Here is a 15,221-nt window from a genome sequence, read left to right as displayed (position 1 = left end):
GGTTATGTACATGGCGGTTCAGCTGGGCATCCCGGTACTGCGCCAGGACAACAACAGTCAGGGGTCCGCGGCCGAACCGCGCCTGATGGGACTACCTGCGGGGCTCCTGGATCGCTTCGGGAGGCAGGCCACCGACATGCGCCTGTCGCTGACCGACAAATGCAACCTGCGCTGCACCTACTGCATGCCCGCCGAGGGCCTTCAATGGCTGTCGAAGCAGGCTGTGATGACGGCCGAGGAGATCGTGCGGATCGTCGGTCTGGGAGTGAACCGCCTGGGAGTCCGGGAGCTGCGGCTGACCGGCGGCGAACCACTGGTCCGTGCTGACCTGGTGGATATCATCAGGACCCTTCGCCAACACCATCCGGACCTGCCCATCTCCATGACAACCAATGCAGTGGGGTTGGACAAGAAGGCCGGCCAACTCAAACGGGCGGGCCTGACACGCATCAACGTATCGCTTGACTCCCTGCATGCGGAGACCTTCGCGCAGCTGACCCGCCGCCCGTTCCTGGACCAGGTCCTGGCTGGGGTTGAGGCTGCCGATGCTGCTGGTCTTGGACCCATCAAACTCAATGCAGTGCTCATGCGCGGGATCAATGACACCGAATCCCCCAGATTGTTGGCGTGGGCGCTGGAGCGCGGCTACGAATTGCGCTTTATCGAACAGATGCCGCTCGACGCGGACCATGGCTGGACCCGCCGGGACATGATCAGCGCGTCCGAGATCCGGGACCTCCTCGCCGACGACTTTGTGCTGTACCCGGATCCCAGGGAGCGTAGCGGCGCCCCCGCCGAACGGTTCCAGGTCCAGCGGCGCGAATCGGCGACGGGCCAGCCCAGCGGCGCCGTCCTTGGCACCGTAGGCATCATTGCCTCCGTCACCGAACCGTTTTGCGGTGACTGCCGCCGGACGCGCATCACCGCCGACGGAAAGATCATGAGCTGTTTGTTCTCGCGCCAGGAATTCGACCTGTTGGGGCTGCTTCGCTCCGAGGCCGACGACGACCAGCTCATCAGCCGCTGGCAGGAGGCCATGTGGGCCAAGCCCAAGGCCCATGGGATGGACCACGCGGGATTGGAAGCGGACGACTTCGTCCAATCAGACCGCAGCATGAGTGCTATCGGAGGCTAAGCGAGGCCTTAAGCAGAACTTAGGCAAATCCTGCTTAAATCTGGCCCGTGGCCTGTCCGATTCTTGATCCCGGCCCGGCAATGTGGCATGTAGCAAAGCCAATGCACAGGGCCAAGCGAAGGACAGGATCATGAACAGCAAGGCGCTACTCACCAGTCAGCATTCCGACAGCCACTGGACCGCGAACGACCTGAAGGAAAAGCTTGGTCGGGGGCTGGAATCCGATCCGGGGCTGGCTGAATTCCTCGCCGCAGCCCCTGACATGGCACGCGCTCTCAAAGCCGTCCTGAACCTGGACCTTGGCGTCATTGCCGAGCGGCTGGTGCGGGCTGAGATTGGCGCCATCCTGCACTAAGGACGTACGGCACGGATCGGCCTGTGTCTATGAACTTGGCTGCAACGCGGATCCGAGTCCCAGGCCGTGGAGCCCGCTGACTGCCGCCCTCAATGTCCAGAGCGCAGGGGTGCCGCTCAAGGCAGGCATTACCTCTCCCCTGATGATGAACCTCGCGTCACTCGGATCCCCAGCGGCTGACCACCATCCGGTGCTCGGGCAGTGGTGACCAGTGCGTGTGGCTTCATCGAGCAGGAGAGTCGAAGTGGCCGGGCGACGTTTCTTCATGACAATTCCTTCACTGAGAGGGCCGGCGGGTTCCGGCTTGGTACTGCATGTGCCCAGCGTACCAATTGTCAACAATCTACGATAGCCCCGGTCGTGATTTTTATTTTGCCTCCGGAAGGGATGTGGTTCAACGGGTAAAGGCACTCTCGCCCGTCAGGGCGCGGCCGATGATGAGTGCATTGATTTCGTGGGTGCCCTCGTAGGAGTAGACGGCCTCGGCGTCAGCGTGGAAGCGGGCTACGTCGGTGTCCAGGGTAATGCCGTTGCCGCCCACCACTTCACGGGCCAGCGCCACGGTTTCGCGCATCAGCAAGCTGGTTTGCATCTTGGCCAGGGCAGAGTCCTGGTCCCGGTAGATGCTCCTGGCCTGCTGCTCCGTCAGGCGGACCACCAAAGACAGGCTGGCGGTGATGTTTCCTGCCATCCGGGCCAGTTTCTCCTGGACCAGTTGGAAGGAACCTATGGGCCTGCCGAACTGGCGGCGTTCCTTGACGTAGGCCAGGGCGGCCTCGAACGCGCCGGCCTGCATTCCGGTCGCGATCCAGGCAACATCTGAACGCATCGCCCTCAACATCGCGGCGACGTCCTTGAACGAGTTCACGTTCTGCAGCCGCATGGACTCCGGAACCCGAACACCATCCAGGGTGATGTGTGCGTTCTGCATCAATCGCAGCGCGGTCTTACGGTAGATCTTCTCCAAGGTCACGCCTGGCGCGGTCCGGTCGACGAGGAAGGCCTTGACCTGGCCATCTGCGACGTCGCGGGCGAACACCGCGAGCACGTCGGCGGTGGACGCACCACCGATCCAGCGCTTGGCGCCGTCAATGACCCAGCTTCCGCCGTCGGCGTCTGCCTCGAAACGCGCGGTGGTGGCGAGTCCTCCGGCGATGTCCGAACCGTGCTCAGGTTCGGTCAGGGCGAAGACGCCCTTGAGGGAGAAGTCGATGACCTTGGGCATCCACTCGCGCTGCTGCGCCTCAGTGGCACCAACGCGGATGGCGGTCCGGAAGAGTCCGGCCTGCGCGGTGTACCAAGTGGCCAACGAAGCGTCCGTTCGGGCAAGCTCAAAGACCCGGAAGCCATGGTACATCCCCCGCACCGGGGTTCGTTCTGCACCTTCGGCGCCGGTCAGGTCCGCGGGCTCCATGATGTCAAGATCGATCAACGGCTGCGCCAGCTGCTCTGGGAACTCCCCCCGCTCCCAGTACTCGGCCAGCAGCGGCTTGGCCTGTTCGTCAAGGAAATTCCGGAGCCGCGCCAAAACCTGGCGTTCGTCAGAGGTGAGCAGAGCCTCAGCGTCATAGAAATCCGAGATCTCATACAGCCGTTCGGACGCCCCCGGTCCCGCTGGCGCGTGTTGTGCGGCACCCAAACCGGGTCCCGCCGTCGTACTGGTGCTGTTCATTTCAGGCTCCCGGTCCAACCAGCGCGTGGCAGTATGCAACATTGCTGTTCAAACTCATAGACTGCTCCCTCGTATGCAGTAACCGGCGCATGCAGTAACCGGCGGAGACCGGTTGGGCGATCCCATCCCGTTGGTGAGGCCCTCATAATCAATGAAGCAATAGACTATTGAGAAAGTCAATGATCTTGGAGGCATCAGAAACCCACAAAAGTTCAACAAAAATGTGAATTTGAATGCTCACTGGGCACCGTCAGAGTTATCCTCAAAGTGCGTATCCGGATGCGGGGGCTAGGCGCACCCGCGGTGCAGCTGCCGCGGGCAAGTTTCATGATGTACATCCACACCGGGGAAACCCGGCGGATTTCAAAAGGAAACGAGCATGGGCCGTCGACGCGCAGCAATTGACCCGAGCTATCCGCGCTGGGTCTGGATCACTGCGGGGGCAACCGTTGCCCTCCTCATTGTTGGCGGCGCATTCATACTGCGAACGCTCCTCTTTGCCCCGGGGCCGGGGCTGGGCGGGCCTTCAGCCGGGCCTGGCAACGTACCTCCGGCCGGCGAGCCTTTGGCGCAGGACAGTCCCGCCGCCGTTGCCGGGGCCTCTCCCTGCATTTCCCTGAACATCTTCACTTCGCTGGAGAATGCGGAGATGGTACGGTCCATGGCGGCCGAGTATACGGCGAAGCCCCGCAGCGTGGACGGCAAATGCGTGACACCGGCCGTGACCCAGGAAAAATCGGGGGTCGCAGCCAGCAAGGTTGCCGCTCAGTTCCCGGGGGTTCCGGCCGGCGAGAGGCCAGCCATCTGGCTGCCCGACTCCTCCGCGTGGTTACGAATCGCAAGGGAAGGTGCCGGCGGAAGCCCTGTCCCTGAGGAGGGAACCAGCCTGGGGCGGAGTGCGGTGGTGGTGGCCATGCCCGAGACGATGGCCGGTGCCCTCGGCTGGGACAGCAAACCGCCGTCGTGGTCTGAGGTGTTCAAGATGGCGGAGGACCGGGACGCCTGGGAGCGTCTCGGCCATGCCGACTGGGGGAAGTTCAAGTTCGGGAAGGCCAGTCCGCTCGTCTCGACGGCGGGCCTGATGGCTCTTACTGCTTCCTACGGTGCCGCCGGAGGCAGCCTTGGGGGTGTGGACGCCATGGACCTGGAAGCATCGTCCCTTAAGGAGAAAGTGCGCGCCGTGGAATTGGGTACCAGCCACTACATGGCCACCCCCGAGCATTTCCTGTGGCACGCCAGGGAGGCTGACGACGCCGGGAACGTCTCGGAATTCCTCTCCGCCGTGATCGTGGATGAAAAGTCTGTCTGGGACTACAACCGGGGAGTGGTCAGCGAGGACGGAATCACGAAGAAGTCCGCTCCCCCACCCAAGCAGCCCCTCCGTGCCATCTATCCCAACGACGGCGTGCATGTGGCTGACAACCCGGCAGTAATACTTGACGGGGACTGGGTGGGGAGCCAGCAGCGCCTGGCAGCCGAGGATTTCCTCAGGTTCGCAGTGACGGAACAGGGCCAAAACGTTGTGAAGGCGTCCGGCTACCGGACAGTCCAGGGGAAGCTGGATGCCGCAGTGGCGGGAACCGGACGGTACGCTGAGGCGCTGCAGCCGCTGCCACTGCCCAAGGCGGGGGCGCTTGTAGCCATGCAGGACAGTTTCCCTGAGGTCCGCAAGCGGGCCAGGGCCCTGTTCCTGCTGGATGTCTCGGAGTCCATGGTGCAGGAAGCCGGCGTGACCAAGCTGCAGCGGGCCAAGGATGCCGTCCGGAAGGCACTGGATCACTTCACGGGTGATGATGAGGTTGGACTGGCTGCTTTCTCCCATGTGGGCGACGGCCCCTTGCAGCCTGGCGTTGTCAGCCCGGTGGCACCATTCAAGACCAACAAGGAAGACCTCCTCGCCAAGCTCAACGAGCTCAAGGCCGTGGACGCCACGCCTCTCTTCGAAGCGGTGAGCCGCTTCACCGGCGAACAGGCCAAGGACTACAAAGACACCTTCATCAACACCATCGTGCTTTTGAGCGACGGCAAGAACGACACAACCCACCCGGGAGACCTGGGCGGGCTCTCCGAACAGTTGGGCCATCAGAACCACTCGACGCCGGTGCTGGTCTTTACGCTCGCTTACGGGCCCGACGCCGACGTCCCCACGCTGCTGGAAATCGCCCAGGCCAGCGGGGCGCACTACTACGACGCCACCGATCCGAACAGGCTCGAAGAGGTGCTCGGCGAGCTGGTGACCAGTTTCTAGGCCGTGACTCACATGCGCCATCAGGGGCTGGCACTGAGTGGTTGCCCTTGGGCATTATGGATGAGTGACCCGCGACGAGGACATCCCTCCGCACTTCTACGGCGAGCTGATCGAGACGACGGCCCGGTTTGTCGCGTGGAATGTCTGGGGGCTGTACGGTCCATGGCAGGAGCGTGAGGCCGCAATCATCACCACCTTGGCAAACGCCCGCCCTGACGTCGTAGTTCTGGCCGAGTCGTGGGCACGGGCCGAAGACAGCCAGTGCGCGAGGCTGGCCGGCCCGCTCGGGTTGCCGCACTATGCCTTCAGCGGCGTGCCGGCGCAGGAAGACGCCTCCGCGCTGTCCGGCGTCGCGGTGATGTCGCGGTGGCCCATCACCTCCCAAGCCAGCATTTCGTTCGGTGGCCTGCGTGCGCAGCACGCCAAACTGTCCGGGCCGCGCGGGCCGATCCAGGTGTGTGGCGTGGTGATGGACGCCTGGTGGCTCGATCAAAGCCAGCAACGCCAGGAAGCAGTGAGGGGTTTGCTCACCGACCTGCACGAGTCCCAGGACGATCGAACCCCGCTGGTCGTCTGCGGAGATTTCAACGCCGATCCGGACAGTGACGAAATGCGCATGATGACGGGCCGGGCAGCGGCGCCCGTCCCCGGTATGGCCTTCTACGACGCATGGGAAGTGGCCGGCCCAGGTGGCCAAGGCTTTACCTGGTCCAACAGCAACCCCTGGGCCACCCAACTGCTCTGGCCGGACCGCCGGATCGACTACATCTTCACGGCCACACCACGGCGCGGCGGAGCCGGCCATCCGCTCTCCGCGGCGCTGCTTGGCACCGGCCCGGCGCACGGCACGTACGCGTCGGACCACTTCGCGGTACAGGCCGACGTCCGCTATTAACAAACCCTCACAGCAGCCGATCCCGCGACCGGGCTTGACCGCTACCATGGTCTGTTTTTCTGAGCCAGAGGAGTTTAACCTCTGTCGTATGGACGAACCACATTCACTGGCCGTTGTGGTTGCGCATCCGGATGATGACGCGTACGGCTGCGCGGGCTCGATCGCCCTGCATGAGAACGACCCCGGGTTCCGGTTCTGCCTGGTGCTGGCGACCGACGGAGGGGCCGGGCAGATCGCGGACGGCGTCCCCACCACGCCTCAGGAGCTGGGTGCCTGGCGGCGAAGGGAAAGTATCAGCGCATGGCAGGCCCACGGCACCATTCCGGACCGGCACGAGTGGCTGGACTACCAGGACGGTCACGTCGCCGAAGTGGGCTTCGAGGAGCTGGTCGGGAGGATTCTGGCCATCCTGCTCCAGGAACGCCCGCAGGTAGTGGTGACGTTCGGGCCGGACGGAATTACAGGGCACCGGGACCACATTGCGGTGGGCAGGGCCACGGATGAAGCCTTCGCACGGGCACGTGAGGTGCCTGGCCCTGGTTTGAAACGCCTCGTTCACGGTGCCTTACGCGCGTCCACCTTTGAACGCTGGAACCAGAGGCGGCAACAACTGGGCCTGGAGCCCTGGGACCCTGCCCGCGAGTACCACCTGCGCCCGGTTCCCGACGAATGGATCGACATCGAGGTGGACACCAGCCAGGTAGCGCATCGAACAGTCGCAGGCCTCATGGAGCACAAATCCCAGCGGCACGTCATCGTCGACCCCGGGGTGACTGAGCGCCGGTGGGCCAGAATTGTGTCCCGGGAATCGTCGGTCATGGTGTGGCCGGCCAGGCAGCCCGGCAGTCCACTGCTGACCGACCTGTTTGAAGGACTCTGAGCCATGACTGTTACTTTCAACCACACCATCGTTTATGCAACAGACAAGCACCGTTCGGCGGAGTTCCTGGCCAGCGTGCTCGGGCTGCCGGAACCCCAAGCCGTATGGTCCTTCATGACAGTTAGCCTCGAGCATGGAGTGGCCCTCGATTTCGCCACCGCAGACCGGCCCATCGCCCCGCAGCACTACGCCTTCCTGGTCAGCGAGGAGGACTTCGACGGAATCTTCGGAAGGATCCAGGCCCAGGGCATCGCCTACTGGGCGGACCCGGGACGGTCCCGCCCGCAGCAAATCAACCACAACGACGGCGGCCGTGGCGTCTATTTCGCGGATCCTGACGGGCATTTCCTCGAGGCGATCACCCGTCCGTACGGATCGGGTGCTGCCTGAGGTGCTGGTACTCAATCTGCGATCTCCGGTAATAACCTCACCGGCACGTGCCCTCGCCATGGCACTGCACGTTCGTAGGCTAACGCGATAGCCAGTATCTGGGCATCCGCGAACTCGTGCCCCATGAGGTGCAGGCCCACTGGATGCCCGCCGGCGAATCCGCATGGCACACTCAATCCGGGCATGCCCAGGAGGTTTGCGGGTGAGAGCATCCGGAGGGCGGCAGCCAGTGAGTCCTCCCCCGTCGCCCCTGTCAGCTCAGAGGACATTGCAGAAGCGAGGGGTGCGATCGCCGGCAAAGTGGGCGACACCAGAGCATGGACCTCCGCTCGCCGCATTGTTTCCGCGACTTTGTCCTGAAGGTACTTCCGTACGTCCCAAGCCAAACGAACGTCTGCTGGTGAAATGAGGGCTCCTGTCTCAATCATGATGCGTGTGCCCGAAAGATACCGGGCGGGGTCCCGGCGCAGCCGTTCGCGGTGATGCCCGATGGCTTCGGAGAGGGAAATGGCCAGGCTGGCAGGCAATGCCATATCGAGTTCGGGCAGGGGTACGTCCACGATTTCCATCCCGAGATCCTGCAGGACGGTGAGGGCGCCTTCCACGCACTTCACCACTGCGGCTGAAACGCCCCATTCGCCCCAGATGCCCCGGTCGACGGCGAGCCTCACGGGAGTTGGCAATTCTTCGCCTGGCAACAACGTCGAGCCGCCGAGCCGGGACAGCGCCATTGGGTCCAACATCCCCTCGAAGAGGATGGCACAGTCCTCGACGCTGCGGGCGATCGGCCCTATGTGGTCGAGGGAGTGGCTGACGTTAAGCACACCGGAAGTATCCACCAGGCCTGTTGTGGGCTTGAGGCCCACCAGTCCATTGACGGCGGCAGGGTTGCGGACGGATCCTCCCGTATCTGTCCCCAGGGCACCCAGCGCACTGCCCACGGCAACAGCCACCCCGGACCCAACGCTCGATCCACCGGCGTAACGATCGTGCCCCCAAGGGTTCCGGGGCGGAGGAGTCCCCTGTCCGAAGGCGAACTCATGTGTCTCGAGCTTTCCAAGGATCACGGCCCCATGACCTCGGAGTTGTCGGACGGCACCGGCATCCCGGTCGGCGATGTTGCCGCGCAGGGAGATTGAGCCGCCCTCTGTTGGCATGCCCTGAACGTCTATCACGTCCTTGATCCCAACGGGAATGCCGTGAAGGGGACCGCTCAACGCGCCTGTCCTGGCTTTAGTGTCAGCTGTCATTGCAGCAGCGCGTGCCGCAGGTTCATCCACGTAGGCCCAGGCACGGGCATATTCCTCGGTGTCCTGCAGCCTCGAAAGGACGGAGTCCAGAAGATCAGCTGCTGAAAGCTGGCCCTCCCGGATTAGACGGCTTGCCTCTTCGATGCCGAGTTCCCACGCTTCAGTCATTGCTGGTCCCGTTCTTCTTCTGCCCTGACGCTTTCGAAGGTCCTGCGGAGCTGGTCCATGCCGCTGCGGAAATCGGTATAGGCACGTTCCACCGCGGGCAGATCGTCCCGGGCGATGGCATCGCCGACGATCTCGCTGATGATCTTGAAATGCTGGCTTTCCCGCACTTCGCGCGAGTCTTCAGGCTGGATCATCTGTGTGCCTCTGATGTAAGGTGTCCATCCCTGACCACACAGACGCCGTCAACAAAGACGAACCGCACGTCGCGAAAATCCTCCGAGTTTGTCACAACAACATCCCCCATACGGCCGGCTTCCAGCGTGCCGCTGTTTGGCGCGATCCCCGGAATCAGTGCGGCCACTGCAGAGGTGGCCATAGCAATGGCGCCTGCGAGCGTCCGATGGCCCCGGGACATCACGTCCTGTACCGCTGAGATGAGTTCGTCGTGTTCTCCATCCCGCCCATAGTCAGTGCCAAGGACTGAAACCAGGTTCGGGCTGCTGAGGAGCAGATCCCAATGCTCCCGAGTTGTGACGGTGTGCTTACGGTGCAAAAGGTCAAAAACTGATGCCTCGGCAGCCCAGCCGTAATCCCGGCCCAATGCAGCCAGCTCCCGGGCTTCAGAAGGAGTGTGGGATGGGTGATTGGCGTGCGCTGCTATCACTTGCATTCCGTTTCCGTGGGTTTCCGTCATCAGCTCCCGCAGCACCTTTGAGGTTGCAGACGCACTGTGCACGATGGCCGGTACACCGAACCGGGCCGACTCGATCACTCCCTCCCTGATGCCATTGATGGCAGGAACGAATGACGGCAGCACGCACTCCGCCACCAGCGTTTTTAGCGCCTCAATCGTGATGCGGCCGGATAGTCCGGCGTCTTGGGCCGCAGCTGTCAGTTCAGCCTGGTCAAAAGCCTCGACGTCGATAAACCGGCCCAGGACTGCTTCCTTGATCCGCCGCGACTGGGAGATTGAAATTCGGACTCCGGTCAGCTTCTCGATGGCAGCCGGGATATAGACAAGGTCCTGGCCTCCTCCGCCGAGCGTTTGCCCTCCCCCAAGTTCGCCGATTGCAATGGCTCCGTCTTCAAGCATCCTTTCAACAGTCAGCCCACGCACCTGCGGGGTCAGGCCTCCTCCATCCGCCATTGATGCAGCTACAAGGCATTCCGGAAGGTGGGTTGTTGCCCCACGCACATGGACGGCATGGCGACGGTCAGCCACACGGACGTCTTCCATGCTGGCGAAGCCGCAAAGGTTAAGGACAGTGGTTGTGCCGGCTAGGAGGTGGCGGTCAAGGTTGCCCATCCACTTCTCCTCCGGCAGAGCGGCCGCGGCGCTCGGAAAGAGGGCACCGGGCGTCACACCATGAGTGTGGCAATTAATCAGGCCAGGCATCACCAGGCAACCGCTGGCGTCGATGGTTTCTCCCTCGAAGTCCGTCTCCGGGCTCCAGCGCTCCGCTACTTCAACGATCCGCCCGTCGCGAATCACAACAGCCCCCGAGGTGATCACTCCGCTGCCGTCACCGGTGACAACGGTGCCGTCCCGAATAAGCGTGGACATCTGCTTCCTCCTGCGCTATTTTCATCATATCGAAGTTGCTTCACTATAGCGTCCGCTTCCACGTTTTCGGAACCCTCGAAGGAGAGTGCAGAAATGGCCCAATCGAGTTCCTCCCGCGACTTCATTGGCTATGGTGAGTCTCCCCCCGAGTTCCTCTGGCCCGGAGATGCGCGCGTCGCCGTGTCCCTTGTTATCAATGTTGAGGAAGGCGCGGAGCGAAGCATTGCGCGGGGCGATCCCGCCAATGACCTGGGTGCGCACTGGATCCCGGCCCGGGCATCGGCAGAGCGGAATCTCACGCTGGAGTCCGCCTTCGAATACGGCTCCCGGGCCGGCATCTGGCGGCTGCTGAGAATCCTTCGGAAGCACGATGTCCGGGCCACCGCGTTCTGCTGCGCAATGGCGCTCCAGCTAAATCCGGAAATCGGTGCGGCGCTGGTGCGCGACGGCCATGAGATTGCTGACCATGGCTACCAGTGGGACACCCATACCGGTCTCACTGACGAGGAAGAAGCGCGGTTAGTAGCGTCTTCCTGCGAGTCGATCAAAGCCGCCACAGGGCGTGAACCCACCACCTGGTATTCCCGCGACGGGCTCAAGCCCGGAACGAGGCGGCTGCTGGCGGACGAAGGATTCGCGTACGAGTCGAACAGTTTTAACGACGATCTCCCCCATTGGGGATCAGGACCGGAGAATCCTCGCCTCCCGGTGCTGCCGTATGCCGGAGACACCAACGATTCGGGCCTGCTCAGGCAGTTTCCCACCGGCGATTCGTTCGCCAATCACCTCGTGGGAGCCCTCGAAATGATGCTTGTCGACGCACGGAGCGGCGCTTCGGTCATGAGTGTGGGACTTCATCCACGACTCATCGGAAGGCCTGCCTACGCAGGCGCCGTGGATAAGTACCTCACGCACGCTCGGGGCAAGCCGGTCTGGTTCGCTACACGCGTGGAGATTGTCAGCGCCTGGTTGAAGACCATGGAAAAGGCTTCCAGGTAACCAGCCCGCCAACTGACGCGGGCGCTTCACCCAAGCTGCGCCTAAGACGCTGCCAGCAGCTTTCCCCACCCCTGGATCGGCCGGCCAACTCCGGCGACCCGAAGCAGCTGCCAGAGCGTGGCAAGCGCACTATCGATAACCGGCACCCCGAAACGCCGCTCCAAATCGGCCGCTAGATACCCCGAGCGCAGATTTGTCCCCACGCAAACTACTGCCTCGGCGTCGTACTCAAACGCCGGCAGCATCAGGTTCTGAATATCGCTGTGGCCCAGCCTGGAGATCTCAGGGTTTGACATGGTGTAGGCCGGCACGGAGACAGCGATGACGTTCACGCCGTGGCCGGCGTACTCTCGCTGGATCATGTTGGCAATGCCAAGCGGACCCGGAAATACGACGGCGATACGGCTCACCGCGAGCGCGCTGCAAGCCTCAAGAATGGCAAGCGAAGCTGTGGTTGCGGGAGCGCCGGTGACATCTTTTAGTTCTTGGCAGAGGGCGCGGTCGCCGTCGATGCCTGTCCATGAGCCGGAGGTTCCGTGAAAGGCAGCCGCGTCTATCTCCGCTTCGGCAAGCAGTGCGGGGGCGGCGCCCAGCACGCTCAGGTCGACGGCGTCGTCGAGGTTTGGCGGCAGCCGGAACCGGCTGTAGTGGACTCCAAGGTCGGGCTGCTGCGCCAGGACAGCGGCGGTCATCGACTCCGCATTTGAGTTTGATGAGGGCACAAGAATGCCCAGTCGCGATTTCGGCCCGGGGACGTCCATGCCCCTAGTGGGCCTTGCCCAGGGAAGGAGGGGTGGAGATAGCGAGCATTACCGCAGCCGAACTCGTGTGGTTGCTCCACCAGTGTGGAAGGGAAGCGTCGTAGGTCAGGCTGTCCCCCGTTTCAAGAACGAAGTCCCTGCCTCCAATAGTTGCGACCAGCGTGCCGGCTTGGAGAATGACACACTCTTCCCCCTCATGGGAGTGCGGGACGTGGGAGCCGTCGAAGTTTGCGGGGATTGTCATGGTGATGACTCCGAGCTTCCGCTCGGCATCGGGAACGATCAGCTCCATGATGATCCCCTGCGAGGGGATCTCTATCCGCCGCCTGTCTGCGCGGCGAACCAGCATGTGGTCTTCGCCGTCGTTGGGGTCGGTAAACATACTGGCCAACGGCAGGTCCAGTGAATTCGCCAGGCGTAGGAGCGTAGCGAATGAGGGATTGCCGATACCCCGCTCGATCTGGCTGATCAGCCCAGCACTGATGCCCGCCCGCTCCGCCAGTTCCTCAACCGTGAACCTCCCCAGCCGCTGCTGTTTCACCATTGCTCCGAGGTGGGTGATCCAGAAGTCGCGTTCGACCGATTCGGTTGCCTCATTGCTTGCTGTCTCTGTGGCTTCCACAACGACTCCTTCATTAGTCCTTGGCTGTCCGTCAGTATATCGAAGATGATCAGGCGCAGGAGGCATGCAATGCAAGGGTTTTTTGACTCCTGCCAGCCCGCCCAAAGTACGTCACGCGTTACGCGATTCTGCATAGCCGGTGAGCACCACGCCCAACTCCTTTTCCCAGTAGACTGCGCAGCGATCAGCTCCCCGGTCAAAGACGCTGGTTGCCGAGGCTATGCCCGGCGCTGGGAGACCGATGCTGCCACCTACTGCGGAAATGACATCCACTACGCGCTGAACAGCCTCCTGCACTGCCTCCGGCCGCGGATCTCCGTGTCGGTAGAGATCGGCGGCAAGATCAGTCGGACCCACCCATCCGCCGCCAAAGGCCTCACTTGCGGTAAATTCCTTCACCCGGTTCACGGCTTCCACTGTTTCGAAAAGGACAGTCAGCAAGGGAGCGCGGGAAAAGTCCTTGCCAAACGCTGAAGCCGGAGTTACCTGCTTTGGGCGGGAACCAGCCGGTGCGTACGTTGTAGCCACCTGGGCCTGTTCCAGTTCGTCCACAGTCCGCACCTGGGGCAACACGATCTCCGCGACCCCAGTGTTCGCGAAAGCCACGAGCGTGTTCACCTGAAGGTCCGGCACGCGCACTGCTACGTGAACCCCGGAGCCCGCAAGACGCTGCACAACGTCAGCACACTGGTTAACTGTCATCCCGGTCTGCTCAGCATCGAGAACTACGAAGTCCACGGCAGCATGTGCGAGGAGTGCGAGCAGGGTGGGAGTCGGATCAGCGGTGATGATCCCAACACTCCTCTTGGGTGCAATCCCGGACTGCAGAGTCATGATGCTCCTCCTTTTATTGTGCGGGGGTATACGTGGAGCGGAAAGACTTGGTCACTCGTCCGGTACGAATTGCCAGTCCGCCGGCTTGCTGACTCCCACCACCAGGTCCACGTTCTCCTGGCTGTCGTTGGTGATGCCATGAGTCGTCCCCCGCGGAATATAGATACCGTCGCCCGGCTTGGCTCTGTACGTCGTGTCGCCCAAGTGGACAATGGGAGCCCCTTTAAGCACAACGTAGAACTCTGAGGCATCCGGATGGTGGTGGCACAGGTGGTGCTGCCCTGGGAGGATCCTTCCCCAGCTGACACATAGGTCATCGGAGCCACTGAGGTCCCTGGAAATGAGCGTGCTGACCAGCCCTTGGTCCTGTTGACCCTTTAGCCCAATCTTCTCCAGGGGTTGGAAGCCTTGCTCATGGACGTTGTGGACGAGCTTTTCCAGATTGATCACGGACGTTTCGCCCCTTCCCTGTTTCATGCCACGCCTTCAAATGCTGATTCAGACCGGACAGCGTCCGCCGGGACCGGCGGGTGCTCAATCCACCAACGGGCGATGTCCTCGCGGGTAGCAAACCAAACGCCATCCTGGGCCAGCGCATACTCAAGGAATCGACGAACCCCATGCGCCACGCTGGGGCGGCCGCCGATCCTCAAGTGCAGCCCTACGGACATCATCTTCGGTACGGTCTCCCCCTCGATCAGGAGGCAATCGAGGGTGTCCTTCAGAACGTTGAAGAAGTCTTCTGAGGTGCCTAAGCTGCCATTTCCCCAGAAACGGGCATCATTGGTGTCCCCCGAGTAAGGGACCACCAGATGCTTCGAAGAACCTGCCTGCACATGGTAGGGAAGGTCATCGGCGTATGAGTTGGAGTCGTAAAGAAAGCCTTCCTGGACAAGAAGGGCCCGGGTGTTCTCCGTGATGCCTTCCCGGACGTACCATCCCACCGGCTTTACGCCCGATACAGTCTCAATGGCTGCCAGTGCCTTGCGAAGTTCAGCCTGCTCCTCTGCCGGCGTCATACCCACAGTGCCACGCCACTTGTAGCCGTGGGCGCAGATCTCATGACCATCCCGCACGATTGCACGGGCCGCCTCAGGGTTCCTTTCAAGGGCAGCCCCGCAAGCCATGACAGTTGCCGGGATGCTGTACTCGCGGAACATGCCGAGGTAGCGCCAGATCCCCACACGGCTGCCGTATTCGAAGAAGGACTCCTTCATCAGGCTCCGGCGCGAGGGATCCGCGGACCAGCCGCCGAAGATCGATACATCCTCGTCCCGCTCGTCACCGGCTTCGATGGAGCTCTCTGCCCCCTCCTCGTAGTTCAGCACCATGGAAACAGCCACCTTGGCGCCATGGGGCCACGTAACAACGGGAGGGTTCTCCCCGTATCCAATCAGGTCCCGCATTGTTTCACTCCTTGGTGTTCGTGGCATATCGTTTTCATTATA

Annotated in this window: 16 protein-coding genes; 7 read left to right on the top strand and 9 right to left on the bottom strand. The window is 62.5% G+C overall.

The features are described 5' to 3' along the window. The first annotated feature begins 10 nt into the window (after nt 1-10). Together moaA and F8G81_RS11675 are read left to right on the top strand one after the other, a co-directional pair. A complete protein-coding gene (gene moaA, locus F8G81_RS11680) occupies nt 11-1,135 on the top strand; it encodes a GTP 3',8-cyclase MoaA (RefSeq protein WP_416377046.1) in 1,125 nt (374 codons plus the stop codon). A 130-nt stretch (nt 1,136-1,265) separates the two neighbouring features. After that, nucleotides 1,266-1,490 (top strand): hypothetical protein, encoded by a 225-nt coding sequence (locus F8G81_RS11675; protein WP_267274911.1) that lies wholly within the window; start codon nt 1,266-1,268, stop codon nt 1,488-1,490. Between the two features lie 394 nt (nt 1,491-1,884). On the opposite strand, the gene F8G81_RS11670 is transcribed toward F8G81_RS11675, so the two are convergent. Continuing rightward, nucleotides 1,885-3,162 (bottom strand): acyl-CoA dehydrogenase family protein, encoded by a 1,278-nt coding sequence (locus F8G81_RS11670; RefSeq protein WP_267274910.1) that lies wholly within the window; start codon nt 3,160-3,162, stop codon nt 1,885-1,887. A gap of 379 nt (nt 3,163-3,541) precedes the next feature. On the opposite strand from F8G81_RS11670, the gene F8G81_RS11665 reads away from it, so the two are divergent. The 4 genes from F8G81_RS11665 (at nt 3,542) to F8G81_RS11650 (ending at nt 7,575) form a co-directional block, all read left to right on the top strand. Beyond that, nucleotides 3,542-5,410 carry a vWA domain-containing protein gene (locus F8G81_RS11665; protein ID WP_267274909.1) on the top strand — a complete coding sequence of 623 codons (1,869 nt, stop codon included), beginning with the start codon at nt 3,542-3,544 and terminating at the stop codon, nt 5,408-5,410. Nucleotides 5,411-5,474: 64 nt separating this feature from the next. Then, nucleotides 5,475-6,305, top strand: a complete 831-nt coding sequence (locus F8G81_RS11660; RefSeq protein ID WP_267274908.1) for an endonuclease/exonuclease/phosphatase family protein — start codon at nt 5,475-5,477, stop codon at nt 6,303-6,305. An 88-nt stretch (nt 6,306-6,393) separates the two neighbouring features. Then, nucleotides 6,394-7,185 (top strand): PIG-L deacetylase family protein, encoded by a 792-nt coding sequence (locus F8G81_RS11655; protein WP_267274907.1) that lies wholly within the window; start codon nt 6,394-6,396, stop codon nt 7,183-7,185. 3 nt (nt 7,186-7,188) lie between these two features. Then, the gene (locus F8G81_RS11650) at nt 7,189-7,575 is read left to right on the top strand and encodes a VOC family protein (protein WP_267274906.1); all 387 of its coding nucleotides are present in this window, start codon (nt 7,189-7,191) and stop codon (nt 7,573-7,575) included. An 11-nt stretch (nt 7,576-7,586) separates the two neighbouring features. On the opposite strand, the gene F8G81_RS11645 is transcribed toward F8G81_RS11650, so the two are convergent. The 3 genes from F8G81_RS11645 to F8G81_RS11635 are packed head-to-tail and all read right to left on the bottom strand — an operon-like array spanning nt 7,587 to nt 10,557. Continuing rightward, entirely contained in the window at nt 7,587-8,993 is a 1,407-nt protein-coding gene (locus tag F8G81_RS11645; RefSeq protein ID WP_267274905.1) for an amidase, read from the bottom strand. Next, nucleotides 8,990-9,187: a hypothetical protein gene (locus F8G81_RS11640; protein ID WP_267274904.1), complete on the bottom strand. Its 198-nt coding sequence runs from the start codon at nt 9,185-9,187 to the stop codon at nt 8,990-8,992. Before F8G81_RS11640 ends, F8G81_RS11645 begins: the two co-directional genes overlap by 4 nt. After that, entirely contained in the window at nt 9,184-10,557 is a 1,374-nt protein-coding gene (locus tag F8G81_RS11635; RefSeq protein ID WP_267274903.1) for an amidohydrolase family protein, read from the bottom strand. The genes F8G81_RS11640 and F8G81_RS11635 overlap by 4 nt, the downstream gene beginning before the upstream one ends. 93 nt (nt 10,558-10,650) lie before the next feature. Between F8G81_RS11635 and F8G81_RS11630 the strand changes: the two genes are divergently transcribed. Beyond that, nucleotides 10,651-11,556, top strand: a complete 906-nt coding sequence (locus F8G81_RS11630) for a polysaccharide deacetylase family protein (protein ID WP_267274902.1) — start codon at nt 10,651-10,653, stop codon at nt 11,554-11,556. 41 nt (nt 11,557-11,597) lie between these two features. Here F8G81_RS11630 and F8G81_RS11625 read toward each other — a convergent pair whose 3' ends face one another. From F8G81_RS11625 to F8G81_RS11605, 5 genes are all read right to left on the bottom strand, one after another. Next, nucleotides 11,598-12,248, bottom strand: a complete 651-nt coding sequence (locus tag F8G81_RS11625) for a hypothetical protein (protein ID WP_267274901.1) — start codon at nt 12,246-12,248, stop codon at nt 11,598-11,600. 73 nt (nt 12,249-12,321) lie between these two features. Then, nucleotides 12,322-12,939, bottom strand: coding sequence for a cupin domain-containing protein (locus F8G81_RS11620; protein ID WP_267274900.1), 618 nt, complete (start codon nt 12,937-12,939; stop codon nt 12,322-12,324). Nucleotides 12,940-13,050: 111 nt separating this feature from the next. Beyond that, entirely contained in the window at nt 13,051-13,773 is a 723-nt protein-coding gene (locus tag F8G81_RS11615; protein WP_267274899.1) for an aldolase/citrate lyase family protein, read from the bottom strand. A gap of 51 nt (nt 13,774-13,824) precedes the next feature. Next, entirely contained in the window at nt 13,825-14,250 is a 426-nt protein-coding gene (locus F8G81_RS11610) for a cupin domain-containing protein (RefSeq protein ID WP_267274898.1), read from the bottom strand. Then, on the bottom strand, nt 14,247-15,179 hold the full coding sequence (locus F8G81_RS11605) for a polysaccharide deacetylase family protein (protein WP_267274897.1): 933 nt from the start codon (nt 15,177-15,179) through the stop codon (nt 14,247-14,249). The genes F8G81_RS11610 and F8G81_RS11605 overlap by 4 nt, the downstream gene beginning before the upstream one ends. Nucleotides 15,180-15,221: the final 42 nt, after the last annotated feature.

The organism is Arthrobacter sp. CDRTa11, from assembly GCF_026427775.1.
In the GTDB taxonomy this organism is placed as follows: Bacteria; Actinomycetota; Actinomycetes; order Actinomycetales; family Micrococcaceae; genus Arthrobacter.
This window is presented reverse-complemented; position numbering and strand designations above follow the sequence as displayed.